General features: G+C 71.9%; 23 protein-coding genes and 1 pseudogene. 14 read left to right on the top strand and 10 right to left on the bottom strand.

Annotation, left to right across the window (positions count from 1 at the left end; translation table 11 throughout):
* Positions 1-20: 20 nt before the first annotated feature.
* Entirely contained in the window at positions 21-620 is a 600-nt protein-coding gene (locus ABZ642_RS38335; RefSeq protein ID WP_360493504.1) for a hypothetical protein, read from the bottom strand.
* An 80-nt stretch (positions 621-700) separates the two neighbouring features.
* Here ABZ642_RS38335 and ABZ642_RS38330 point away from each other — a divergent pair, with 80 nt between their 5' ends.
* From ABZ642_RS38330 to ABZ642_RS38320, 3 genes are all read left to right on the top strand, one after another.
* A complete protein-coding gene (locus tag ABZ642_RS38330; RefSeq protein WP_360493501.1) occupies positions 701-1,780 on the top strand; it encodes a sialidase family protein in 1,080 nt (359 codons plus the stop codon).
* Between the two features lie 37 nt (positions 1,781-1,817).
* Positions 1,818-2,543, top strand: a complete 726-nt coding sequence (gene npdG, locus ABZ642_RS38325) for an NADPH-dependent F420 reductase (RefSeq protein ID WP_360493498.1) — start codon at positions 1,818-1,820, stop codon at positions 2,541-2,543.
* A 112-nt stretch (positions 2,544-2,655) separates the two neighbouring features.
* Entirely contained in the window at positions 2,656-2,838 is a 183-nt protein-coding gene (locus tag ABZ642_RS38320) for a hypothetical protein (protein WP_360493495.1), read from the top strand.
* Here ABZ642_RS38320 and ABZ642_RS38315 read toward each other — a convergent pair.
* Together ABZ642_RS38315 and ABZ642_RS38310 are read right to left on the bottom strand one after the other, a co-directional pair.
* A complete protein-coding gene (locus tag ABZ642_RS38315) occupies positions 2,828-3,499 on the bottom strand; it encodes a PhzF family phenazine biosynthesis protein (protein WP_360493492.1) in 672 nt (223 codons plus the stop codon). The genes ABZ642_RS38320 and ABZ642_RS38315 overlap by 11 nt on opposite strands.
* Complete coding sequence (locus ABZ642_RS38310) at positions 3,492-3,746, bottom strand: hypothetical protein (RefSeq protein WP_360493489.1); 255 nt, start codon at positions 3,744-3,746, stop codon at positions 3,492-3,494. The genes ABZ642_RS38315 and ABZ642_RS38310 overlap by 8 nt, the downstream gene beginning before the upstream one ends.
* A 147-nt stretch (positions 3,747-3,893) precedes the next feature.
* Between ABZ642_RS38310 and efeO the strand changes: the two genes are divergently transcribed.
* The 4 genes from efeO to ABZ642_RS38290 are packed head-to-tail and all read left to right on the top strand — an operon-like array spanning position 3,894 to position 8,140.
* A complete protein-coding gene (gene efeO, locus ABZ642_RS38305) occupies positions 3,894-5,030 on the top strand; it encodes an iron uptake system protein EfeO (RefSeq protein WP_360493486.1) in 1,137 nt (378 codons plus the stop codon).
* 10 nt (positions 5,031-5,040) lie between these two features.
* Positions 5,041-6,294 (top strand): iron uptake transporter deferrochelatase/peroxidase subunit, encoded by a 1,254-nt coding sequence (efeB, locus tag ABZ642_RS38300; RefSeq protein WP_360493483.1) that lies wholly within the window; start codon positions 5,041-5,043, stop codon positions 6,292-6,294.
* A gap of 3 nt (positions 6,295-6,297) precedes the next feature.
* Positions 6,298-7,191: an iron uptake transporter permease EfeU gene (gene efeU, locus ABZ642_RS38295; protein WP_360493480.1), complete on the top strand. Its 894-nt coding sequence runs from the start codon at positions 6,298-6,300 to the stop codon at positions 7,189-7,191.
* 34 nt (positions 7,192-7,225) lie between these two features.
* Positions 7,226-8,140, top strand: a complete 915-nt coding sequence (locus ABZ642_RS38290; RefSeq protein WP_360493477.1) for a hypothetical protein — start codon at positions 7,226-7,228, stop codon at positions 8,138-8,140.
* 1 nt (position 8,141) lies between these two features.
* On the opposite strand, the gene ABZ642_RS38285 is transcribed toward ABZ642_RS38290, so the two are convergent.
* The 4 genes from ABZ642_RS38285 to ABZ642_RS38270 all read right to left on the bottom strand — a co-directional run bounded on the left by ABZ642_RS38285 (position 8,142) and on the right by ABZ642_RS38270 (position 12,689).
* Positions 8,142-8,885 carry a bifunctional DNA primase/polymerase gene (locus ABZ642_RS38285; protein ID WP_360493474.1) on the bottom strand — a complete coding sequence of 248 codons (744 nt, stop codon included), beginning with the start codon at positions 8,883-8,885 and terminating at the stop codon, positions 8,142-8,144.
* A 307-nt stretch (positions 8,886-9,192) separates the two neighbouring features.
* Positions 9,193-10,191: a small ribosomal subunit Rsm22 family protein gene (locus tag ABZ642_RS38280; RefSeq protein WP_360493471.1), complete on the bottom strand. Its 999-nt coding sequence runs from the start codon at positions 10,189-10,191 to the stop codon at positions 9,193-9,195.
* A gap of 54 nt (positions 10,192-10,245) precedes the next feature.
* Positions 10,246-11,445, bottom strand: coding sequence for a serine hydrolase domain-containing protein (locus tag ABZ642_RS38275; protein ID WP_360493468.1), 1,200 nt, complete (start codon positions 11,443-11,445; stop codon positions 10,246-10,248).
* A complete protein-coding gene (locus ABZ642_RS38270) occupies positions 11,385-12,689 on the bottom strand; it encodes a multidrug effflux MFS transporter (RefSeq protein WP_360493720.1) in 1,305 nt (434 codons plus the stop codon). Before ABZ642_RS38270 ends, ABZ642_RS38275 begins: the two co-directional genes overlap by 61 nt.
* Before the next feature lie 144 nt (positions 12,690-12,833).
* Between ABZ642_RS38270 and ABZ642_RS38265 the strand changes: the two genes are divergently transcribed.
* On the top strand, positions 12,834-13,832 hold the full coding sequence (locus ABZ642_RS38265) for a Gfo/Idh/MocA family oxidoreductase (protein WP_360493465.1): 999 nt from the start codon (positions 12,834-12,836) through the stop codon (positions 13,830-13,832).
* A gap of 33 nt (positions 13,833-13,865) precedes the next feature.
* The gene (locus ABZ642_RS38260) at positions 13,866-14,624 is read left to right on the top strand and encodes an SDR family oxidoreductase (protein ID WP_360493462.1); all 759 of its coding nucleotides are present in this window, start codon (positions 13,866-13,868) and stop codon (positions 14,622-14,624) included.
* Positions 14,625-14,857: 233 nt separating this feature from the next.
* Here ABZ642_RS38260 and ABZ642_RS38255 read toward each other — a convergent pair whose 3' ends face one another.
* The gene (locus ABZ642_RS38255) at positions 14,858-16,036 is read right to left on the bottom strand and encodes a D-alanyl-D-alanine carboxypeptidase (RefSeq protein WP_360493459.1); all 1,179 of its coding nucleotides are present in this window, start codon (positions 16,034-16,036) and stop codon (positions 14,858-14,860) included.
* A 200-nt stretch (positions 16,037-16,236) separates the two neighbouring features.
* Here ABZ642_RS38255 and ABZ642_RS38250 point away from each other — a divergent pair, with 200 nt between their 5' ends.
* Positions 16,237-17,703 (top strand): FtsX-like permease family protein, encoded by a 1,467-nt coding sequence (locus ABZ642_RS38250; RefSeq protein ID WP_360493456.1) that lies wholly within the window; start codon positions 16,237-16,239, stop codon positions 17,701-17,703.
* 88 nt (positions 17,704-17,791) lie between these two features.
* Positions 17,792-18,466, top strand: a pseudogene (locus ABZ642_RS38245) (ABC transporter ATP-binding protein); the annotation flags it as partial.
* A gap of 144 nt (positions 18,467-18,610) precedes the next feature.
* Here ABZ642_RS38245 and ABZ642_RS38240 read toward each other — a convergent pair.
* Both ABZ642_RS38240 and ABZ642_RS38235 read right to left on the bottom strand, forming a co-directional pair.
* Positions 18,611-19,597 (bottom strand): aldo/keto reductase, encoded by a 987-nt coding sequence (locus ABZ642_RS38240; RefSeq protein ID WP_360493453.1) that lies wholly within the window; start codon positions 19,595-19,597, stop codon positions 18,611-18,613.
* A 115-nt stretch (positions 19,598-19,712) separates the two neighbouring features.
* Complete coding sequence (locus tag ABZ642_RS38235) at positions 19,713-20,039, bottom strand: nuclear transport factor 2 family protein (RefSeq protein WP_360493450.1); 327 nt, start codon at positions 20,037-20,039, stop codon at positions 19,713-19,715.
* A gap of 120 nt (positions 20,040-20,159) precedes the next feature.
* Here ABZ642_RS38235 and ABZ642_RS38230 point away from each other — a divergent pair, with 120 nt between their 5' ends.
* The 3 genes from ABZ642_RS38230 to ABZ642_RS38220 all read left to right on the top strand — a co-directional run bounded on the left by ABZ642_RS38230 (position 20,160) and on the right by ABZ642_RS38220 (position 22,299).
* A complete protein-coding gene (locus ABZ642_RS38230) occupies positions 20,160-20,705 on the top strand; it encodes a DoxX family membrane protein (protein WP_360493447.1) in 546 nt (181 codons plus the stop codon).
* A gap of 31 nt (positions 20,706-20,736) precedes the next feature.
* The gene (locus tag ABZ642_RS38225; RefSeq protein ID WP_360493444.1) at positions 20,737-21,138 is read left to right on the top strand and encodes a MazG-like family protein; all 402 of its coding nucleotides are present in this window, start codon (positions 20,737-20,739) and stop codon (positions 21,136-21,138) included.
* 162 nt (positions 21,139-21,300) lie between these two features.
* Positions 21,301-22,299, top strand: coding sequence for a MerR family transcriptional regulator (locus ABZ642_RS38220; protein WP_360493441.1), 999 nt, complete (start codon positions 21,301-21,303; stop codon positions 22,297-22,299).
* Positions 22,300-22,424: the final 125 nt, after the last annotated feature.

Genomic DNA, 22,424 nt, shown 5'->3' with positions numbered 1-22,424 from the left:
TCGGGTGGGTCGGTGGAGAGCTACCAGGGGGTCGGGGGCGGGGCCGTCACCGTTTCGGCCAGCCTGGAGAGGCGGTCCCGGAAGCGGCGGCGGGTTCTCGGGGAGGGGCCGTTCTCGCCTGTCGCGGCGCTGACCAGGTGCTGGACCGTGTCCAGGTCCAGTTCCGCGCCGTCCGGGACCGTGAGCGTCTCGTGGGCCATCGCCGTCAGCGCGTCGTCGGCCGTGGCGGACAGCGCCAGCACCGTCACCCCGGCCCGGCGGGCGGTGTGCACGTGGTCAAGGAGCGGTGCCGATCCAGCCGGTGCCACCACGAGCAGCGTCTCGCCGCGGCGGGCCGACTCGATACGGCCGGGACCGACGGCGAGGTGCGCCGGGTCGGACGGGCGCGCGTCGTGTCGTACGAGCGTCGGCGCCAGTTCCGGCGTACCGGACCACGCGGCCTCGTCCACCAGGTGCGCGGCGAGGTGCCACGGCTCGTACTCCGGCGTGCCGAGCAGCAGCAGTCCGCCGCCGTGCGTCACCACCGAGCCCCGCAGCGCGCCCGCGAATCTCCGCGTCGCCCCCAACCACTCGGTCCCGGCGAGCACTTCACGCAGCAACGCGACCCGTACGGCGTCCATGCCCCCGCATACTGCCGCAATCGGTCACTCGTGACGCGGAGTTCACCCCGAATTCGCCCGACCGGGGGAGAAGGCGGCCCATGAGCGACGTAGAAGCAAGCATTCCCTTTCGCGCGGGCACCGAGGGCTACGCCAGTTTCCGGATCCCGGCCGTGGTGGTCTCCCGGGCGGGCACCGTGCTCGCCTTCTGCGAGGGGCGGGTCAACTCCGGCGCCGACTACGGGCACATCGACGTGGTGCTGAAGAGGTCCGGCGACGGTGGGCGTACCTGGGGGGCGCTCCAGGTCGCCGCCGACCACGGCAGCGACCTCGCCGGCAACCCCGCCCCCGTCGTCCTGGACACCGGCCGGATCCTGCTCGTCCACGTCCGCAGCGCCGCCTCCGCCACCGAGGACGCCATTCTGCGCGGGCAGGTGTCGGACGCCGACGGGCGCCGGGTGTGGGTGCAGCACAGCGACGACGACGGGGTGACGTGGTCCGCTCCGAAGGAGATCACCAAGACGGTGAAGAAGGCCGGGTGGCGGTGGTACGCGACCACCCCCGGGCACGCCATCCAACTGCGCACCGGGCGGGTCGTCGTGGCCGCGAACCACACCGTCGCGCCCACCGGGACCGACAACGGCACCGAGGGCAAGTACAACAGCGGCCACTGCCTGCTCAGCGACGACCGGGGTGAGACCTGGTACCTCGGCTACATCGACGAGAACACCAACGGCTACATCAACGTAAACGAGACCACCGCCGCCGAACTCCCCGACGGGCGCGTCTACTTCAACACCCGCAACGACTCGCCGTCCCCGGGCAACCGGGCCGACGCGCACTCCGAGGACGGCGGGAGGACGCTGGTGAAGCCGTTCCGGCCGCAGGCCGGGCTCACCGCGCCGGTCTGCGAGGCCTCCGTACTGCAACTGCGGGATCCGGACCTGCTGCTCTACTCGGGCCCCGCCGACCCCGCCACCCGCGCGCTGATGACAATCCGTTCCTCCGTCGACGGCGGCATCACCTGGCGCCCCGTCCACCCGCTCGACGGCCTGCCCGCCGCGTACTCCGACCTGACCCGGATCGACCCGGCCACCGTCGGACTGCTGTACGAGACCGGGGACTTCGGCGCGTACGAGACGATCACCTTCCGCCGGGTGCCCGTGAACCGGCTCACCTGACCGGGTACGGCCCCCGCCACGGACGTAGAGTCGGCCCATGACCTCTTCCGACACTTCCGACAGTGCACAGCAGGCGGCCGAGAAGGCCCCCGCCAAGGATCCCTGGGACCTGCCCGACGTCTCCGGCCTGGTCGTGGGTGTGCTCGGCGGCACCGGCCCGCAGGGCAAGGGCCTCGCCTACCGGCTGGCCCGGGCCGGCCAGAAGGTGATCATCGGCTCCCGGGCCGCCGAGCGCGCGCAGGCCGCCGCCGACGAGCTCGGTCACGGTGTCGAGGGCGCCGACAACGCCGAGTGCGCGCGCCGCAGTGACCTCGTGATCGTCGCCGTACCGTGGGACGGGCACGGCAAGACGCTGGAGTCGCTGCGCGCGGAACTGGCCGGGAAGCTGGTCGTGGACTGCGTCAACCCGCTCGGCTTCGACAAGAAGGGCGCCTACGCGCTCAAGCCGGAGGAGGGCAGCGCGGCGGAGCAGGCCGCGGCGCTGCTGCCGGACTCGCGGGTCACGGCGGCCTTCCACCATCTGTCGGCGGTGCTGCTCCAGGACCCGGAGGTCGAGGAGATCGACACCGATGTGATGGTGCTGGGCGAGGTGCGCGCGGACGTGGAGATCGTGCAGGCGCTGGCCGGGCGGATCCCGGGGATGCGGGGCATCTTCGCGGGGCGGCTGCGCAACGCCCACCAGGTGGAGTCCCTGGTCGCCAACCTGATCTCGGTCAACCGCCGCTACAAGGCACACGCCGGGCTCCGCGTCACGGACGTCTGAGCGGATCCTCCGAGCGGATCCACTGAGGGGACTCTCCGAGCGGATGGGGGACACTGGTGGACGGCCACCGGTGTCCCCGACCGATCCGACCGACCCGAAAGCGATTCCCCCTATGCCCCGCCTCGCCCTCTACTCCCTGGTCGTCTGCGTCCTCGCCGTCGTCGCCGCCGTCGTCTCCTTCGTCCAGGGCAGCTGGCTGATCGGCGTCGTCTGGGTGCTGCTGACCGGGCTGTCGTCGAACATGACCTGGTACTACGTGCGGCGCGGCCGGCAGGACACTTCGGTCACCACCTGATCCCGGGCCGGCGCTCGGTGCCCTCCAGGAGGACCCGCCCACCGATCTCCACCCAGCCGTACGGCTGCGGTGCCGTGAGGATCTGCGAGCCCCTGCCCTGGGTGATGTTCAGGGCCCGGCCCAGCCGGTCGGTGAGCAGCAGCGCGGCCGCCCCCGTCGCCTCGTCCTCGTCGATGCCGTCGTCGCGGCCGGGAAAGGCGCGGGCGCGCACCCGCCCCGCCGACTCGTCCTCCCACGCCCAGGCGTAGATCCACTCCCCCGGTGACGGCACCGGCAGGGCGTCCACCTCGGCGGCCGTGGCGTACTGACGCAGGGTGCGCGGCGGGGCCCACTCGGGGCGCGCCTCGATCCAGCTGAACTCCCCGTCCAGCCGGGCGCCGACCACGCCGGCCGGTGTGACCAGTTCGGGCACGTCCAGCAGCCAGGCGGTACCGACGCAGGGGTGGCCGGCGAAGGGCAGCCGCAGGGTGGGGGTGTAGATGTCGACCACCCCGCGCTCGGGGTCGTCGACGAACACGGTCTCGCTGAACCCGAGTTTGGCCGCCAGTGCCTGCCGGTCCGCCCGCTCGGGCAGCACCGAGCCGTCCCGGACGACCCCGAGTTCGTTGCCGTAGCCGCCGTTCGCCGCGCAGAAGACCCGCAGCACGTCGTAATCAGTCACTCCGGCATTGAAGCACTGCGGCGGCGGCCGGGTCGTCACAGGCGTGGAGGACGACGGAGTCGGCCCAGGGGTCGGCCAGTTCCACGTCCTTCGTGGTGGTGCCGAGGCTCGTCACGTCGGCGGTGAGTTCGCCCTTGCCGCCGTCGACCGTCGCCCGGATGTCGCCGAGGGTGAGGTCGCGGCCGTACGTGCCGTTGCTCGCGGTCGTCGTAGAACGCAGCGGCTCCCTTGACCCTCCCTTTACCACCCCTTGGTGGCGGTTTTGGGCCGCCGATATCAAGCCGTATCTGTGATCTTTCTGTGCCTGGTCAATCCTGACCCGGCCGGGTATCAGTGAGGTAAGCCTCATGTAAGTTAGGCCAGCCTCACCACACCTCCCCCGCTTGGAGCCTGCATGCGTGCCGTCCGACTCACCGTCACCGCCGCCGCCACCGCGGCAGCTCTGACCGCCCTCTCGGCCTGCACGGCGAAGAGCGACGCCAAGGGCGGTGACGCGATCCAGGTCACCGCCGCCGACTCCAAGTGCGAGACGTCGGCCAAGTCCGTGCCGGCCGGACACGTCACGCTCGCCATCGAGAACAAGGGCTCCAAGGCCACCGAGGTCGAGATCCTCTTCCCGGACGACCGGATCGTCTCGGAGAAGGAGAACATCGGCCCGGGGACCAAGTACACGCTCACCGCCGAGGTGAAGCAGGGGTCGTACGAGATCGCCTGCCGGCCGGGGATGAAGGGGCACGGGGTCCGGCAGAAGCTGACCGTCACCGGCTCCGGCGCGGTCGCCAAGCGCAACCCGACGCTCGACAAGGCCGTCGCCGACTACCGCGAGTACGCGCAGGAGCAGGCCGACGCGACGATCCCGAAGGTGGAGACGTTCGTCAACGCCATCAAGGCGGGGAACATCGAGGCCGCCAAGAACGCCTACGCCCCCTCCCGCGTCGGCTGGGAGACCACCGAGCCGATCGCCGAGTCCTTCGGGGACATCGACCCCAAGACGGACACCCGCGCCGACGGCCTGGAGAAGGGCCAGAAGTGGACCGGCTGGCACGCGCTGGAGAAGGCGCTGTGGCAGGACAAGAAGATAGGCACCGAGCAGAAGACCCTCGCCGACGAGCTGCTCACCGACCTGAAGGACTGGCAGAAGCGGGTCGGCAAGGCCGAGATCACCCCGACCTCCATGGCCAACGGTGCCAAGGAACTCCTCGACGAGGTCGCCACCGGCAAGATCACCGGTGAGGAGGACCTCTACTCGCACACCGACCTCAGCGACTTCAAGGCCAACGTCGACGGCGCGCAGAAGGCGTACGAGCTGCTCAAGCCGGTCGCGCAGAAGAACGACGCGGCCCTGACCACCGAGCTGGACAAGCAGTTCACCGCGCTGAACACGCTGCTCGACAAGTACCGCACGACCGCCACCTCGGACGGCTTCGTGTCGTACGACAAGGTCACCAAGGCCCAGCGCAAGGAACTGTCCGACGCCGTCAACGCCCTCGCGGAGCCGCTGTCCAAGCTCGCCGCGACCGTCGTCAAGTAAGGGGCGGGTCATGGCCGAGAAATCCAATCCCTCGCGGCGCGCGCTCATCGGCTGGGGCGGGGCCGGGCTCGCGCTCGGCGCCGCCGTGGCCGGAGGCGCGGTGGCGATGACCGAGGCCGGCGACGACATGGACCCGGCCGCCGCCGACGCCGGTGGCGCGGTGGAGTTCCACGGCGCCCACCAGGCCGGTATCGCGACCGCCGTCCAGGACCGGCTGCACTTCGCCGCGTTCGACGTGAAGACCGACGACCGGGCCGAGTTCGTCCAGCTGCTGAAGGACTGGACGGCCGCGGCCCGGCGGCTGACCGCCGGGAAGGCGATCGGCGACGGCGCTTACGGCGGACTCGCCGAGGCACCCCCGGACGACACCGGCGAGGCGCTCGGGCTGAAGCCGAACCGGCTGACGCTGACGATCGGCTTCGGGCCCTCGTTCTTCGAGAAGTTCGGGCTCGGGGACAGCCGCCCGGCCGCCCTGGTCGATCTGCCGCAGTTCCCGGGCGACAACTTCGACGCCGCCCGCACCGGCGGCGACCTGTGCGTCCAGGCCTGCGCCGACGACCCCCAGGTCGCCGTGCACGCCATCCGCAACCTCGCCCGGATCGGCTTCGGCAAGGTCGCCATCCGCTGGTCCCAGCTCGGTTTCGGCAAGACGTCCTCGACCACGCCGGACGCCCAGACCCCGCGCAACCTCATGGGGTTCAAGGACGGCACCCGCAACATCGCGGGCACCGAGACCGACCGGCTGAAGAAGTTCGTGTGGGTGGGCGACGGCGACGGTCCGGCGTGGATGAGCGGGGGGTCGTACCTCGTCGCCCGGCGCATCCGGATGAACATCGAGACCTGGGACCGGACCTCGCTCCAGGAGCAGGAGGACGTCTTCGGCCGGGACAAGGGCGAGGGCGCCCCGGTCGGCAAGGCCAAGGAGCACGACGCGCCGTTCCTGAAGGCGATGAAGCCGGACGCCCATGTGCGGCTCGCACACCCCGACTCCAACGACGGGATCACCATCCTGCGCCGGGGCTATTCGTTCACCGACGGCACGGACGGGCTCGGCCGGCTCGACGCGGGCCTGTTCTTCCTGGCCTACCAGCGTGACGTACGCAAGGGGTTCATCCCGCTGCAGCGCAGGCTGTCGGCGTCCGACGCGCTCAACGAGTACATCCAGCACGTGGGTTCGGCGGTCTTCGCGGTCCCGCCCGGCGTCCGGGACAAGGACGACTGGTGGGGCCGGACGCTGTTCTCCGAGTCCTCCAAGGGGGCGTGAGCCGTGTTCTCCAACTATCTGATCGGGCTGCGCGAAGGCCTTGAGGCCTCGCTCGTCGTCTGCATCCTCATCGCCTACCTGGTCAAGACCGGACGCAGGGACGCCCTGCGGCCGATCTGGACCGGCATCGCCGTGGCGGTGCTCATCGCCATGGGCTTCGGCTGCGCCCTCGAATTCGGCTCCCAGGAGCTGACGTTCCAGGCGCAGGAGACGCTCGGCGGGTCCCTGTCCATCGTCGCGGTCGGTCTGGTGACCTGGATGGTGTTCTGGATGCGGCGCACCGCCCGGCACCTCAAGGCGGAGCTGCACGGCAAGCTGGACGCGGCCCTCGCGATGGGTACCGGCGCACTGGTCGCCACCGCCTTCCTCGCCGTGGGCCGCGAGGGCCTGGAGACCGCCCTGTTCGTGTGGGCGTCCGTGCACGCGGCCAGCGACGGCACCCCGCGCCCCCTGATCGGCGTCGCCCTCGGCCTGGCCACCGCGGTCCTGCTCGGCTGGCTGTTCTACCGCGGCGCCCTGCGGATCAACCTCGCCAAGTTCTTCACCTGGACCGGCGGCATGCTGGTCGTGGTCGCCGCCGGCGTGCTGGCGTACGGCTTCCACGACCTCCAGGAGGCCGACCGGATCCCGGGCCTGACCAACCTGGCCTTCGACATCAGCGACACCATCCCGCCGGACAGTTGGTACGGCACCCTCCTCAAGGGCGTCTTCAACTTCCAGCCCGACCCGACCGTGCTCCAGGTCACGGTGTGGCTGCTCTACCTGATCCCGGCGCTCGCGTTCTTCTTCGCCCCGGTAGGGTTCGGCTCCGGGAAGGGGAAGGTGAAGGCACCTGATGACGCACCTGACGACCAGGGATCGCGGTCCTCGACGGCTCCGCAGACTCCGCAGGCGTGATCGGAACGCGCTTCTGGCGGTCTCGCTGACCGCCATGTCGCTGACGGCGAGCGGATGCGTGGTGGTGCACGGGGAGCGCGAGGTGCTCCCCACCACCACCCGCGCCGAGGCCGCCAAGGCCCTGAAGCAGTTCACGGACGCCTACAACAAGGCCGACGAGGCCTACGACGGCTCCCTGGACGCCGACTACACGACCGGCGCCCTCGCCGACATCGACTCCGCGCGTCTGAAGGCCGGGCACGTGAACAGCCCGAGCGGCAACTCCGGCCACTCGGCGCTGGAGTTCGACGACGTCACCTACACCATCCCCAAGAAGGCCGGCTGGCCGCGCTGGTTCCTCGCCGACGCGCACGGCAACAAGGGCGGCGACGACCGCTGGCTGCTGGTCTTCACCCGCAACAGCCTCTCCGAGCCGTTCCAGGTGGCCTATCTGACGCTGGTCGCGCCGGACGCCGTACCGAAGTTCACGACCGACAAGGACGGCTGGGCCGAGGCCGTGTCGGCCAACAGTGCCCAACTGGCCGTCTCCCCCACCGACCTGGCCCAGGACTACGCCACGTACCTGAAGAGCGGCGGTGCCGTCTTCGCGGACGGCGCGCACACCAGCGGCTGGCGCACGGACCGCAAGAAGTCGACCAAGCCGGGCCTCGCGACCCAGTACATCGACGAGCCGCTGACCAACGGCGGCTACGCGCCGCTCGCCCTGCGCACCGCCGACGGCGGCGCGATGGTGTTCTTCACCACCCGCTACTACGCCAAGGAGACGGCGGCCGCGGGCACTTCGGTGCCGACGCCGAACCAGGACGTGAAGGCTCTCACCAAGGGTGAGATCAAGCAGTCGCTGACCATGGAGTTCGTCTCCAACCAGGTCGCCCTGGACCCGGCGGGCACCGGGAAGGTCTCGGTCCTGGGCCGCATCCAGGGCCTGACGTCCGCAGAGGGTTCCTGACCTAACGGCGGACCGGCCAGGCGGCACCCACCTGGTCGGACTCCTCGTCGGCGTGCCGGGCGCCGGCGTCGGTGAGGATCTCCAGGAGGGTCAGCGGGTCGGGCAGCGGGTGCTCGGGGCCGCGCACCCAGCGCACCCGCCGGTCGCCGTCACCGGGCAGCCGGGCGGGCGGCACGAGCACGTACGACCCCCGGCAGTGCCAGCGCAGGCCGGGGTGCTCGTCCATGGTCTCGGGGCGGCAGTCCAGCTCGCACGGCCACCACTCGTCCTCGTCCTCGGGGGTGCCGCGGGTGAGGGTGAAGAACAGCATGCGGCCGTCGTCGCTCTCGGCGACCGGACCGACCTCGACGCCGTTCGCGAGCAGCCGCTCCAGCGCCTGCCGGCCGGCCTCCACGGGGACGTCCAGGACGTCGTGCGTCATGCCGGTCGCGGTGATGAAGTTGGCCTGCGGCTGGTGCCGGGCCCAGCGCTCGACCTGGGCGCGGTCGGTGGTGGACTGCGTCTGCCACGCGAACGACACGGGGTGCCGGGCCGGGGTGGGACAGCCGACGCGGTCGCAGGAGCAGCCGTAGCCGGGGGCGGGATGCGCGGCGGGGGCCAGCGGGAGGCCCGCCTCGGCAGCGGCGAGCAGCAGGGCCGCACGGCTGTCGTCGTCGGTGGCGGCGGCTTCCCTGGGTCGCCGTCCGAGCAGCCACTGGGAGAGCTTGGTCTGCCGGCCACTACGGCCGCGGAACGTCCCGCTCATGTATCGCCTCGCCTCGCTGTGGTCCCGACAGCATGCCTTATCGTCCCATCTGGGCGTGAAGGGGGGTACGCGAGGGTCGAGAACCCGGGCGGGACAAGGGGCGGGAAGGCCTCACCGGGGCGATAGGTGGTGGCAGGCGTGACGCCTGCACACTGAAGCGATGAAGACTCGCGGGAGTTAGACCCTCTCGCTGGAGCGATAAACACTCGCGGGAGTTACTTACGCGCCGTTACCCGCCCTCACGCTGGAGCGATGAAGACTCGCAGGAGTTACACCCTCACGCTGGAGCGATAAACACTCGCGGGAGTTACGCCCTCGGACCGGGCGGCGGCCACTCGTCGCCCCAGTCCGCGTCCCGCGCCGCCTTGTACAGGTCGCCGTGGCGTTTGGTGACCGTCGTCCGGCGCAGCTGCTCGTCGCTCTCGCACAGGTCGAGGAGGACCTGGCCCTTGCGGATCTGCGGGCGCCGGACCACCCGGGCCGGCGCCGGGGCGGCCGGCAGGCGGGTGGCGGCCACGTAGCTGAACTTCTCGTCCTCGTAGGGCAGTGATCCGCCCTTGACCTGCCGGTGCAGGGAGGAGCGGCTGACCCGGGCCGAGAAGTGGCACCAGTCCGTGCCGGCGACGATCGGGCAGGCGGCGCTGTGCGGGCAGGGCGCGGCGACGCGGAAGCCGGCGGCGACCAGGCGGTCGCGGGCCTCGATGACCCGGGCGTAACCCGCCGGGGTGCCGGCCTCGACGATGACGACGGCCTGTGCGGCACTCGCGGCGGCGTCGACGAGGGCGGTACGAGCGGCCTCGTCGAGTTCGTTGAGGACGTACGACACCGTGACCAGATCAGTGCTCTCGATGGTGAGCGCCGCTCCGATCCGAGAGCGCCGCCACACCGCCTCCCGCAGCTCCGGGTTGGCCGCGGCGATCTCCCGGCCGAGGGCCAGCGCCGGCTCGGCCCAGTCGAGGACGGTCACCGGGCGCACCCCGGCCCAGGTGTCGGTCACCGCCCAGGTCGCCGCGCCCGTCCCGCCGCCGACGTCCACATGGCTCCCCGGCACCCAGCCCTCCGGCGCCGCGTCGGCGAACGCCGCCAGCGCCGCCCGTACCGCCTCGAAGGTGGCCGGCATCCGGTAGGCCGCGTAGGCCACCACGTCCGCGCGGTCCCGCAGGATCGGCGCGTCGGTCGGGGTGGCCCCCCGGTAGCTGGCGATCAGCCGCTCGACGGCTCCGGCGGCCTGCTTGGGAGGAAGGCCGTCGAGGAGTTCGGCGAGCGTGGCACGGAGCCGGTCGGCCGGGGATGCGGGGTGGTTCACCCGGCGATTGTAGGGGGCTCCGGCGCCACGCCGACCGCCCGCCGGCCCGCACCCTCACACCCCCGACGGGCTGAGGAACACCGCCCTCGCCAGCCGGGTGGCCGCCGCCGCTCTCGGGGCGCTGTCGCCCGGCCGCCGCCGTGGATGCACGGTGTTGGCCAGCAGGACCAGGAACGTGTCCGTGGCCCGGTCCAGCACCAGGCTCGTCCCCGTGAACCCGGTGTGCCCGGCCGCGCCCCGGCCCGCCAGTTCGCCCATGAACCACCGCTGATCCACCAGGAACCCCAGACCGGGCGGGGCCAGCAGCAGGTCCACGAAGTCGGGGCCGAGGATGCGCGCCGGGCCGTACGCACCGCCGGCCAGCAGCGCCCGGCAGAAGACGGCCAGGTCCCGGGCCGTGGAGAACAGGCCCGCGTGCCCGGCCACCCCGCCCAGCGCCCAGGCGTTCTCGTCGTGCACGACACCTCGCAGCATGCCCCGGTCCGCCTTGGCCCACGGCCGCCGCTGGTACTCGGTGGCGGCCGCGCCGGGGCAGGGGCCGAAGTCGGTGGCGGTCATGCCGAGCGGGCGGGTGATGCCCTCGCGGACCAGGACGTCGAGGGTGCGGCCGGTGATCCGCTCCAGGACGAGCTGGAGGAGGAGCATGTTGAGGTCCGAGTAGCGGTAGGCGCCGGGCGCGCTGCTCGGGGCCTCGGCACGGAGCAGGTCGAGGCGGGCCGCGTCGTCGGGGCAGTCGTGGAGCGGGAGTTCGGGGCGCAGACCGGAGGTGTGGGTGAGGAGCTGGCGGACGGTGATGCCGTGTACGGCGACCGCCCGGAAGTCGGGGAGGTAGGCGCCGACCCGGGCGTCGATGCCGAGGGTGCCGCGTTCGAGTTGCTGCACGGCGGCGACCGCGGTGAAGAGCTTGGTGAGGGAGGCCAGGTCGAAGGGGGTGTCGACGGTCATCGGGACCCGGGCCGCGGGCAGCAGTTCGACACCGGCGTCGGCCTCGGGGTCGTACGCGGACCAGCGCACGGCCCAGCCGACCGCCTGCTGTACGGCGATCACGGGACCGCGTCCGGCGACCACCACCGCTCCGGCCGCCCAGGGCCGCTCACCGGCGGTGAGGGCATGCACTTCGCGCACGAGGTGCCTGAGTTCCGCGGGGTCGAGCCCGGCCCGTTCCGGTGTCTCGACGCGCAGTCTCGGTACGCTCAGCTCCCCACTCCCTCCATCCCCGCACGTGTGTTCCCACGTGTTCTCCAGGGACGGCACATTCCCACGAAGCAGGCCAGTGCCACCAGTGCCCCCGCCAGTTGGACGATCGCCATGGGCACGGCGGTTCTCTCCCCGGCGATCCCGACCAGCGGCGAGGCGACCGCGCCCACCAGGAACGAGGACGTCCCGAGCAGCGCGGACGCGGTTCCGGCGGCGTGCCGGGTGCGCAGCAGGGCGAGGGACTGGGCGTTGGGAAGGGTGAAGCCCATCGCGGACATCAGCACGAAGAGGGCGGTGGCGACGGGGGCGAGACCGACCGGGCCGAAGACCCCGGCCGACATGAGGAGCAGGGCGGTCGCGGCGAGCACGGTCACGGCCAGGCCCGCGCCCAGCACCCGGTCCAGGCTGACCCGGCCGACCAGCACCTTGCCGTTGACCTGCCCGGCGATCACCAGCCCGACCGAGTTGAGCCCGAAGAGCAGGCTGAAGGTCTGCGGGGAGGCGCCGTAGATCTCCTGGACGACGAAGGGCGAGGCCGATATGTAGGCGAAGAGCGCGGCGAAGGCGAAGCCGCCGGCGAGCATGTAGCCGGTGAAGGGCAGGTCGGCGAGCAGGGTGCGCATGGCGCGGACGGCGGCGGCCGCTCCCCCGGCGTGCCGGTCGGCCGCCGGCAGGGTCTCCGGGAGCTTCGTCCACACCGTCGCGGCGAGGACCGCGCCGACGGCCGTCAGGACGACGAACACGCCCCGCCAGTCCGTCACCCGCAGGATCTGCCCGCCGATCAGCGGGGCGACGATCGGGGCCACTCCGGAGACCAGCATCAGGGTGGAGAAGAACCGGGCCATCGCGACACCGTCGTAGAGGTCGCGTACGACGGCCCGGGCGATGACTATGCCGGCCGCGCCCGCGAGGCCCTGGGCCAGGCGGAAGGCGACCAGCGTCTCGACGTTCGGCGCGAGGGCGCACAGGGCGGTGGCGGCGACGTAGACGGCGAGGCCGGCCAGCAGCGGGCGGCGGCGGCCCCAGCGGTCGCTCATCGGGCCGACGACCAGCTGGCCGAGGGCCATGCCGGCGAGGCAGGCGGTGAGGGTGAGCTGGACGGTCGCGGCGGGGGCGTGCAGGGAGCGGGTGACCTCCGGCAGGGACGGGAGGTACATGTCCATCGCCAGCGGGGGTGTCGCGGTGAGCGCGCCGAGGACCAGCACCAGCAGCAGACCGGCGCGGCGGGCGGTGGGGTTGGTCGTGGGGCCTACGGCGGTGTCCTGGGCGTCCGGCGTCGGTGGTGCCGGCCGCTCCGGCATCTGGCGCATGTGTCCCCCCGCTGCTTCAGTTCCCGGCGGTCTCGCCCTGCGGATCCACCCTTGATGAACCCCGATGTCCGCCGCCTATGCTCTCAGCTCGTACGGACTGCCTGGAAACACATGAGCGAGGGTGGGGCTGCCGGGATGGCTGAGCAGAGTGTGCGGTGGGGGATCCTGGCGACCGGCGGGATCGCGGCCGCGTTCGCGGCGGACCTGGTGGATCTGCCGGACGCGGAGATCGCGGCGGTGGCCTCGCGGTCGGCGGAGTCGGCGGAGGCGTTCGCGGAGCGGTTCGGGATCGGGCGGGCGTACGGCGACTGGGAGTCGCTGGCCCGGGACGAGGACATCGATGTCGTGTACGTCGCCACTCCGCACTCGGCACACCGGGCGGCCGCCGGGCTGTGCCTGGAGGCGGGGCGGAACGTGCTGTGCGAGAAGGCGTTCACGATCGACGCCCGCGAGGCCGGGGAACTGGTGGCGCTGGCGAAGGAGCACGACCGCTTCCTGATGGAGGCGATGTGGATGTACTGCAACCCGCTGGTGCGGCGGTTGAAGGCGCTGGTCGCGGACGGGGCGATCGGCGAGGTGCGGACCGTGCAGGCGGACTTCGGGCTCGAGGGCCCGTTCCCGCCGGCGCACCGGCTGCGGGACCCGGCGCTGGGCGGCGGCGCGCTGCTCGACCTGGGGGTGTACCCGGTGTCGTTCGCGCATCTGCTGCTGGGCGAACCGGACGGGCTGTCGGCGCGAGCGGTGCTCTCGGATGAGGGCGTCGATCTCCAGACGGGTGCGCTGCTCTCCTGGGAGAGCGGTGCTCTCGCGGCGGTGCACTGCTCCATCGTCGGCGGCACCGGCACCACCGCCTCGGTCACCGGTTCCCGAGGCCGGATCGACATCCCGGACGGCTTCTTCAACCCCGAACGCTTCGTCCTGCACCGCGACGGCCGCGACCCCGAGGAGTTCGCCCTGGACCCGGCTGACGGCCCCCGCAACACCCTCCGCCACGAGGCCCGGGAGGTCATGCGCGCCCTGCGGGCCGGCGAGAAGGAGTCCCCGCTGGTCCCGCTCGACGGCACCCTCGCCGTCATGCGGACCCTGGACACCCTCCGGGAGTTGATCGGCGTCCGCTACGCGGGTGAGGCGTGACCTGAGGAGCCGCACTCCCTAGGCTGCGGCTCCATGAACGCCAAGCAATCGAAGATCGCGGTGGTCACCGGCGCCGGTTCCGGTGTCGGGCGGGCCGTGGCCGTGGAACTGCTGCGGGCCGGCTGGTCGGTGGCGCTGGCCGGCCGGCGGCCCCGGACGCTGGAGGAGACGGCGGGGCTGGTGCCCGAGGGCGCCTGCCTCGTCGTACGGACGGACGTGGCGCAACCGGAGGACGTGGCCGGGCTGTTCGCGGCGACCGTGGCGCGGTTCGGGCGGGTGGACCTGCTGTTCAACAACGCGGGGACGTTCGGGCCCGGCGGGGTGCCCGTGGAGGATCTCGCCTACGAAGCGTGGCGGCATGTCGTGGACACCAACCTCAACGGGGCGTTCCTGTGCGCGCAGGCGGCGTTCCGGCAGATGAAGGAGCAGGAGCCGCAGGGCGGGCGGATCATCAACAACGGGTCCGTCTCGGCGCACACGCCCCGCCCGAACTCCGCCCCCTACACCGCGACCAAACACGCGCTGACCGGCCTCACCAAGTCACTGTCCCTGGACGGGCGGCCGTACGGCATCGCGGTCGGGCAGATCGACATCGGCAACGCGGCCACGGACATGACGTCCCGGATGCAGACCGGCGCCCTCCAGGCCAACGGGGAGATGGCTCCCGAACCCGTGATGGACGTGGCCGATGTGGCGCGTACCGTCCGGCACATGGCCGAGCTGCCCCTGGCGGCGAACGTGCAGTTCGCGACGGTGCTGGCGACGACGATGCCGTACGTGGGCCGGGGCTGAACCGCCGTTCGGCCCGGCACTCCGCACAACCGGAATTCAAACATCCGCGGTATTGCGGCCGGTAACGCGCCTATGCTCAACTTTCCTCCACCAGAACTTCACAGTTGAGGCTCTGGTGTTCCGCCGACCACATCGAGGGGGGAGGCGGCAGCCGTCCCACCGGACCGGATGGGGGGTGGGCCCGTGCGGGACCGCGGGTACGCACCGGTGGGTGGGACGGCTGCCGCGTGACGTCAACTCGCAGGTATGTCGGCCGAGTCGGCGCCGGCCGCCCGGCGACGCCGGCGCAGCGCCCAGGCCCCCGCACCCAGCAGCGCGAGCGTTCCCGCGCCGCCCTCCGCGAGCCGCCACGGCGACGGTCCGGACGGCCCCGAACCGGCCGCTGCCCCCGTCCCGGCCGCTCCCGCGGCGCCCTTGGCCGTGCTCGGCGACGGGCTCGCGCTCGCGCCGCCCTCGCTCAACGGGTCGACCAGCATGCCCACCGCCTGCGCCGAACTCCCCCTCCCGAAGCCCCAGTCGAGCAGCGCGGCGGTCTCCTCGTAGACGGCGTTGCTGCCACTGTCGGGGTGCATCACCGTGACCAGCAGGGTGCGTCCGCCCCGGGTGGCACCGCCGGTGAAGGTGTTGCCGGCGTGACTGGTGTAGCCGTTCTTGACGCCGAACAGGCCCTTGTAGACGCCGAGTCCCCAGGAGCCGGTGAGCAGGCGGTCGGTGTTCTGGATCTGGAAGGTCTTCTTGCCGCCCGCAGGGAAGTCCGCGGTCCTGGTCCCGCAGTAGCCCCGGAAGTCGTCGTCCTTCAGCCCGTGCCGGGCGAAGAGGGTCAGGTCGTAGGCGGAGGACAGCTGACCGGGGTGGTCGAAGCCGTCGGGGCTGACCACGTGGGTGTCCAGGGCCTGCAGGTCGGCCGCCCTGGCCTGCATCTCGGCGACGGTCTTCGCGATGCCGCCGTTCATGTGGGCGAGGACGTGCACGGCGTCGTTGCCGGAGCGCAGGAAGACGCCCTGCCACAGCTGCTCGACGGTGTAGGTGATGCCGGGCTTGATACCGACCAGGCTGGAGCCGGCCGGGACGTCGGAGATGTCGCTGTCCTTGACCCGGTAGCGCTCGGTGCGCTCGAACTTCTTCAGCACGGTGTCCGCGAACAGCATCTTCAGCGTGGACGCGGGCGCCAGGCGCCGGTGCGCGTCGTAGGAGGCCAGCACCTCTCCGCTCGCGCAGTCGGCGAGCAGCCAGGCATGGGCGGTGATCTTCTTGGGAAGGCCGGTGGCACCGCGCACCTGGACGCCGCCGCGGGCGAGTCGCTCGCCACCTATGACGGTGGTCGCGGAGGCAGGGGTGGCGGCTGCCAGCGGGAGGGCGGCAGCCGTCAGCCCGAGGGCGGCACGCCGGGTGAGCCGAGAAGAATCGCGCATCCCGGGACCGTACACCGACCGCACCAGGGGTTACCTGGCAGTACCCCCTCGGCGGCGGAGGAATTTGCCGTCTTATGAAAGTTTGATAAGACCTTCCCGTTTCTCAGCTCTGACACATCTTTTACCCAGGCCGACTCAAAGGTTTCTCCCTAGCTTGAGCTCGCGTCCACAGCGGGCGCCAAGAACCTTCGAGGAACGGGATGTTTGGCATCTATCTCAAGCGCGAGCTGGGCCGTAGAAAGAAGGCGGCCCTGGTCATCGCACTGGGTCTGGCGCTCGGAATCGCGCTGGTCATCACGGTCAACTCGGTGTCGGCCGGCATGACCCAGGCGCAGGACAAGGTCCTCAAGTCGCTGTACGGCCTCGGTACCGACATGACGGTCACCAAGGCCCGTACGGCACCGACCTCGGGCAGCTCCGGCGGCCCGAACTTCAAGTTCGGCGCCAAGTCCAGCAGCAGCTCCACGCAGAGTTCGGACCGGGTGCAGACGCAGGGAGGTCAGGCCCTGAAGTCGACCCTGGTCACCAAGGTCGACGCGCAGAAGGGCGTGGAGAGCGCGGTCGGAGCGCTCTCCCTGAACGTCACCAAGGTCAACGGCTCCTTCACCCAGGGCAAGGCGCAGAGCTCCAGCGGGAGCGGCAACAGCGGCGGCCAGGGCCAGCCGGGCGGCGGCACCTCCACCGGCCAGCCGCAGGTCCAGGGCGGCGGCGCCAACTTCAACGTCAACAGCTACTCCGTCGTCGGCGTCGACGTGGCCCACCAGGGCCTCGGCCCGCTGTCCTCCATGAAGATCACCTCCGGCAAGACCTTCACCTCGGCGCAGACCAGCACCAAGGTCGCCGTGGTCAGCAAGTCGTACGCCAAGGAGAAGAAGTACAAGGTCGGCTCGACCTTCAAGATCTCCAGCACCAAGTTCACCGTCATCGGCATCGCCACCCCGGACAGCAGCGAGTCCGACACCGACCTCTACATCCCGCTCAAGCCGGCGCAGACCCTCGGCGACGCCAAGAACCAGGTCACCACGATCTACGTCAAGGCGACCGACTCGAAGCAGATCTCCACGGTGAAGAAGGAGATCACCTCCAACATCTCCGGTACGACGGTCACCACCTCCGCCGACCTGGCGTCCACCGTCTCCGGTTCCCTCTCCACCGCCTCCAGCCTGGCGACCAGCGTCGGCAAGTGGCTGTCCATCGCCGTCCTGGTGGCGGCCTTCCTGGTGGCGGCGCTGCTGACCTCCTCCGCGGTCTCCCGCCGGGTGCGTGAGTTCGGCACCCTGAAGGCGCTGGGCTGGCCCTCCCGGAACGTCACCCGGCAGGTCGTCGGCGAGTCCATGGTCAACGGCCTGATCGGCGGCGCCCTCGGGATCGCCCTCGGCGTCGGCGCGGCCTACGCGGTCACCGCGATCAGCCCGAAGCTGACGGCCCAGCTGGGCAGCACCGGCGGCGGCGGTGGCGGCATGGGCGGCGGCCCGGGCGGTGGCGGCGGCCCCGGCCAGCAGGCCACCCAGAACACCCTGGAGATCGCGCTGACCGCACCCGTCTCCCTCACCACCATCGCGCTCGCGGTCGGCCTCGCGGTCACCGGAGGTCTGATCGCCGGCGCGATGGGCGGCTGGCGCGCCTCCCGGATGCGCCCGGCCGACGCCCTGCGCAGCGTCTCGTAGCACCGGCAGTCCCCCTCGGACCGGGGCGCCGCTTCCGATCCCCCCGGGACGCGGCGCCCCACCCCACTCACCACCCAGTGGAGAACCCATGTACAGACTCACCGGAGTCACCAAGCGCTACACCCGGGGCAAGGAGACGGTCGAGGCGCTGCGCGGCATCGACCTGACCATCGAGGACGGCGACCAGCTCGTCATCCAGGGCCCGACCGGCGGCGGCAAGTCGACGCTGCTCCAGATGATCGGCGGGCTGGACCGGCCGACCGAGGGCAGTGTCGAGCTGGACGGCGTCGACCTCGCGCGGATCAGCGAGGCGAAGCTGACCCGGCTGCGGGCCGAGAAGATCGGCATCATCTTCCAGTCGTTCAACCTGATCCCGACGCTCACCGCGCAGGAGAACGTCGAGACGGCCCTGGTGCCGCTCGGCGTGAAGCCGGCCGAGCGGCGCGAGCGGGCGGCGGAGGCGCTGCGCTCGGTGGGCCTGGGCGAGCGCCTCACCCACGCCCCCGCCGAGCTCTCCGGCGGCCAGCAGCAGCGGGTCGCCATCGCCCGTGCGCTGGTGAAGAAGCCGAAGGTACTGCTCGCCGACGAGCCCACCGGCAACCTCGACGAGGGCACCCGGGACGACATCATGGGCCTGCTGGAGGGCCTGTGGCACGAGTACGGGCTGACCTTCATCATGGTCACCCACGACTCCTCCATCGCCCGCCGCGCCCCGCGCCTGGCCACCATCAAGGCCGGCCAGATCACCCTCACCGAGCAGGGCCGCGGACAGCAGTACGCGCAGCAGGCCGCGGGCCACGACGGCCCGCAGCAGCAGGGCTACGGCCGGCAGCCGCACGTGCAGCAGCCTTACGTGCAGCAGCAGTACGGCGGCGGACCGGGCTACTGACCCGTCCGCGGGGGCCGTTCAGCGCCCGAGCAGCCGGTCGATCTCGGCCACCTGCCCGGCGGTGAGCGGCCCCTTCGCCATCGCCCCGGCGTTCTCCTCGGCCTGGGCGACGGACCGGAAGCCGGGGATGGGGACCGTGCGCGGGCTGCGGGCCCAGATCCAGGCGAGCGCACCCTGCGCCAGGGTCCGGCCGCCGCCGGTGAGGACGGCCCGCAGCGCGTCGACCCGCACGACCCACTCGGGATCGGCGCCGTCCCCGTCCCCGAACCCGGGCAGCCAGGCCGGCGGCCTGCTCCGGATGTCCCCCGCACCGGCCGCCTGCCGCCGCCCGCCGAGCAACCCCATCGCGAGCGGGCTGCGGTTGACGGCGGCAAGACCCAAGTCCTCCGCGACTCGCAGGAGTTCGGGTGCGTCCTGGAGCACGTTGAGGGCGTGCTGCACGGCCGTACAGTGCGGGCCCTCGGCGAAGACGGCGGCACGGGCCGGGTCGTCGGTGCTCCAGCCGTAGGCGCGGATGAGCCCCTCCGCCACCAACTCCTCGCAGACATCGCGCAGTTCGGCGGCGCGGGCCGGGTCGGCGTCGGAGAGGTGCAGCTGGTAGAGGTCGACGTGGTCGGTGCCGAGGCGGCGCAGCGACGCGGTGAGGGCGCGGCGCACGTAGGCCGGGGAGTCGTCGCTGCCGGTGAGTGTGCGGGTCTCCTCGTCGAAGACGTTGCCCCACTTGGTGGCGACGACGACGTCGTCCCGGCGCTTGCCGAGGGCGCGACCGAGGACGCGCTCGCTGTGCCCGGCGCCGTAGGTGTCGGCGGTGTCGAAGAAGGTGACGCCGAGGTCGAGGGCGCGGTGGACCGCCCGTACGGACTCCTCGTCGTCGACCTTGCCCCAGCCGAGCGGCTGCCCGGTGCCGTCCTGCCACTCGCCGCCGATGGCCCAGCAGCCGAAGCCGAGCGCGCTGACCTCGATGCCGGATCGTCCCAGGGTCCTGGTGGTGCTGTAGCTGTCCATGCCTGAGGACGCTAGGAGTTGAAGTGCACGCGAGGGCAAGGGGGCGGACAAGGAGAGCGAGGCGGCGGACAAAGGGCCGGAAAGGGAGCGGACAAAGGGGCGGATGAGGGGGCGGTCAGGCCTGCCCGGTCTCGAAGCGGGAGATACGGCCGTCGTCCTCGACCGTGAAGTTCCAGCGGGTGACCATCTCGCCCCAGGTGTCGTTGCGGTAGTGGGCGACGAGGGAACGGCCGCCGTTGGACTCGTTGTCGACGTCGAGGTGACCGTTGGAGGAGAAGATCTCCCGGTCGATCCACTCGTCGAGGTTCCGGTCGGAGCCGTCGTCCGCCATGGTCGCGTCCGGGGTGAGGAGGCCCAGGAGGCGTTCGCGGTCGTTGCCGTTGACGGCGGTGACGAAGGCCCGGACCGCCGGGTCGCTGAGCTTGGCTGTCTTGATCGTCATGCGAGCCAGCGTCACATCGCGGCCGGGGGTCCGCCACCCGAACGGCGGCGCGGGCGGGCCACCCGGGTGGCCCGGTGCGACGGTGGAGACCTGATCGCACCCCTGGCCGGAGGAGCCACCGTGACCTGCTACGACCGACGTGATGTGGGCCTGCTGCTGCTCCGGCTGGGAACCGGCGGGGTGCTGGCGGCGCACGGCGCGCAGAAGCTGTTCGGCTGGTTCGGCGGGGGCGGGATCGAGGGCACCGGCCAGTTCATGGAGTCGGTCGGGTACGCGCCCGGACGGCAGAGCGCGCTGGCGGCGGGCCTGGCGGAGGCGGGCGGCGGCACTCTGCTGGCGCTGGGCCTGGCGACCCCGGCGGCGGGGGCCGCGGCGGCCGGCGCGATGGCGGGCGCGGCCGCGCTGCACATGCCGAACGGCTTCTTCGCGGCGGAGGGCGGCTACGAGTACGCGGCGAGCCTGGGCCTGGCCGCCGCGGGCCTGGCCGTCTCGGGTCCCGGCCGGCTCTCCCTGGACCACACGTTCGGGCATGTCTTCGACCGGGGCTGGATGGTCCCGGCGGCGCTGGGGGTGACGGCGGCGGTCACGGCGGCGGTGATCGGGGCCCGGAACCAGCGGTTGCAGCGGCGGCGGGAGGGCGAGCAGGAGGCGTTGTTCGAGGAGTAGCGCCAGGTTGGTGCGAGGCAGACTACGGCCCATGAGCGAACAGGACACCCCCGTCACCGCCCCCGTCGCGGCCCCTGTCACCACCGCCGTCGACCGCGTCGCCTCCGTCGCCTCCGTCGACCTGTGGCCCACCGTGGACGATCTCTGGGCACGTCTGGAGGCCACCCGCGTGCACGCCGGACCGGAGGGCGTCCTCCTGCGCATCCTCAAACTCTCCGAGGAGGTCGGCGAGGTCGCCGAAGCGGTTATCGGCGCCACCGGTCAGAACCCGCGCAAGGGCGTGACCCACACCTGGGACGACGTACAGGGCGAACTGTGCGACGTGGCCATCACGGCCCTGGTGGCACTGCGGACGCTGACTCCGCAGGCGCGGGAGGTGTTCGAGGCCCACTTGAAGGGTGTCAGGGACCGGCCACTGGGCCCGTCGGCGTGAAGCCGCTCCCTGACCGGCGCCGGACGGCACGTCGGCTGCGCCTCGCCGCACCGGCAGTGGACGGCGTGCCCGCGGGCCGCCGCGTGCGGCCACGCCCCGGCGCGTTCGCTTGACCTTGCCCCTGGGGGCAGGGTCTAGCGTTTGGGCAGCGAGGTGAACGGCATGAAGATCGGTGAGCTGGCGCGTCGAGCCGACGTGACGACGAAAGCGGTGCGGTACTACGAATCGCTGGGGCTGGTCACGCCCGAGCGTCTCGCGAACGGCTACCGGGACTACGCCGAGGACGACGTGCGCCTCGTGCGGGAGATCAAGACCCTGCACCGGCTGGGCATCCCCGTCGAACGCACCCGGCCCTTCCTGGAGTGCCTGGCCGCCGGGAGCCTGCACGCCGACGACTGCCCCGCCTCGCTGGCCACCTACCGGGAGGCCATCGACGAGCTCACCGAGCGCATCGAGGCCCTCAACGCCCGCCGCTCCACGTTGATCACCAACCTGCAGATCGCGGCCCACCGGGGCAGCGGCGTCGTACCGCCCGAAGGAACCGCGGGTAAGAACTACCTGGCCCTCCCCGCGGACCTGCCGGTCCCCGTGGACGACGGCGCCGCCGCTCACCTGCCCGGCACGGCCATGCCGCCCCTCACCGTGCCGGACACCGCGGGCCGGGCGGTCCGCCTGGACACGCTCGGGCCCCGCCGTACGGTGATCTACGTCTACCCCCTCACCGGCCGCCCCGGCACCGACCTGCCGGAGGGCTGGAACTCCATCCCCGGCGCCCGCGGCTGCACCCCGGAGTCCTGCGGCTTCCGGGACCACTTCCAGGACCTCCTGGAAGCCGGCGCCGGCCGCGTGTACGGGCTGTCCAGCCAGGACGGCGACTACCAGAACGAGGTCGTGGAACGGCTCGGCCTGCCCTTCGGCATGCTCTCCGACCCCGCCCTCGCCCTCGCCGACGCGCTCGGCCTGCCCACCTTCGAGGCCGACGGCGCGAGACTGTTCCGGCGCCTGACCCTCGTCGTCCGCGACGGCACCGTCGAGCACGTCTTCTACCCGGTCTTCCCGCCGAACGAGCACGCCCAGCAGGTCCTGGACTGGCTGCGCGACCACCCGCTGCAAGGCCCCTCGGAGGATCGGCACGCGCCGCGTCGACACACCCACGGATGATTCGTCTGCCGCGGCCACATCCACCACCCGCGTGCGGCGACACCGTCCTGACCGCCGGGGAGCGGACCGCTCACGGTACGAAGATGGTCCGCGTCTCCACCGACCCGTCACTGCTCGTACCGTTC

The sequence above is a fragment of the Streptomyces sp. NPDC007157 genome (assembly GCF_040634235.1).
In the GTDB taxonomy this organism is placed as follows: Bacteria; Actinomycetota; Actinomycetes; order Streptomycetales; family Streptomycetaceae; genus Streptomyces.
This window is presented reverse-complemented; position numbering and strand designations above follow the sequence as displayed.

Coding starts and splice junctions, on each gene's coding strand:
- ABZ642_RS38225 (WP_360493444.1), top strand. CDS start 20,737: ATGAGCGAACAGGACACCCCCGTCACCGCCCCCGTCGCGGCCCCTGTC.
- ABZ642_RS38285 (WP_360493474.1), bottom strand. CDS start 8,885: ATGAGCGGGACGTTCCGCGGCCGTAGTGGCCGGCAGACCAAGCTCTCC.
- ABZ642_RS38220 (WP_360493441.1), top strand. CDS start 21,301: ATGAAGATCGGTGAGCTGGCGCGTCGAGCCGACGTGACGACGAAAGCG.
- ABZ642_RS38270 (WP_360493720.1), bottom strand. CDS start 12,689: ATGCCGGAGCGGCCGGCACCACCGACGCCGGACGCCCAGGACACCGCC.
- npdG (WP_360493498.1), top strand. CDS start 1,818: ATGACCTCTTCCGACACTTCCGACAGTGCACAGCAGGCGGCCGAGAAG.
- ABZ642_RS38240 (WP_360493453.1), bottom strand. CDS start 19,597: ATGGACAGCTACAGCACCACCAGGACCCTGGGACGATCCGGCATCGAG.
- ABZ642_RS38335 (WP_360493504.1), bottom strand. CDS start 620: ATGGACGCCGTACGGGTCGCGTTGCTGCGTGAAGTGCTCGCCGGGACC.
- ABZ642_RS38250 (WP_360493456.1), top strand. CDS start 16,237: ATGTTTGGCATCTATCTCAAGCGCGAGCTGGGCCGTAGAAAGAAGGCG.
- ABZ642_RS38320 (WP_360493495.1), top strand. CDS start 2,656: ATGCCCCGCCTCGCCCTCTACTCCCTGGTCGTCTGCGTCCTCGCCGTC.
- ABZ642_RS38265 (WP_360493465.1), top strand. CDS start 12,834: ATGGCTGAGCAGAGTGTGCGGTGGGGGATCCTGGCGACCGGCGGGATC.
- ABZ642_RS38260 (WP_360493462.1), top strand. CDS start 13,866: ATGAACGCCAAGCAATCGAAGATCGCGGTGGTCACCGGCGCCGGTTCC.
- ABZ642_RS38290 (WP_360493477.1), top strand. CDS start 7,226: ATGTCGCTGACGGCGAGCGGATGCGTGGTGGTGCACGGGGAGCGCGAG.
- efeB (WP_360493483.1), top strand. CDS start 5,041: ATGGCCGAGAAATCCAATCCCTCGCGGCGCGCGCTCATCGGCTGGGGC.
- efeO (WP_360493486.1), top strand. CDS start 3,894: ATGCGTGCCGTCCGACTCACCGTCACCGCCGCCGCCACCGCGGCAGCT.
- ABZ642_RS38330 (WP_360493501.1), top strand. CDS start 701: ATGAGCGACGTAGAAGCAAGCATTCCCTTTCGCGCGGGCACCGAGGGC.
- ABZ642_RS38255 (WP_360493459.1), bottom strand. CDS start 16,036: ATGCGCGATTCTTCTCGGCTCACCCGGCGTGCCGCCCTCGGGCTGACG.
- ABZ642_RS38235 (WP_360493450.1), bottom strand. CDS start 20,039: ATGACGATCAAGACAGCCAAGCTCAGCGACCCGGCGGTCCGGGCCTTC.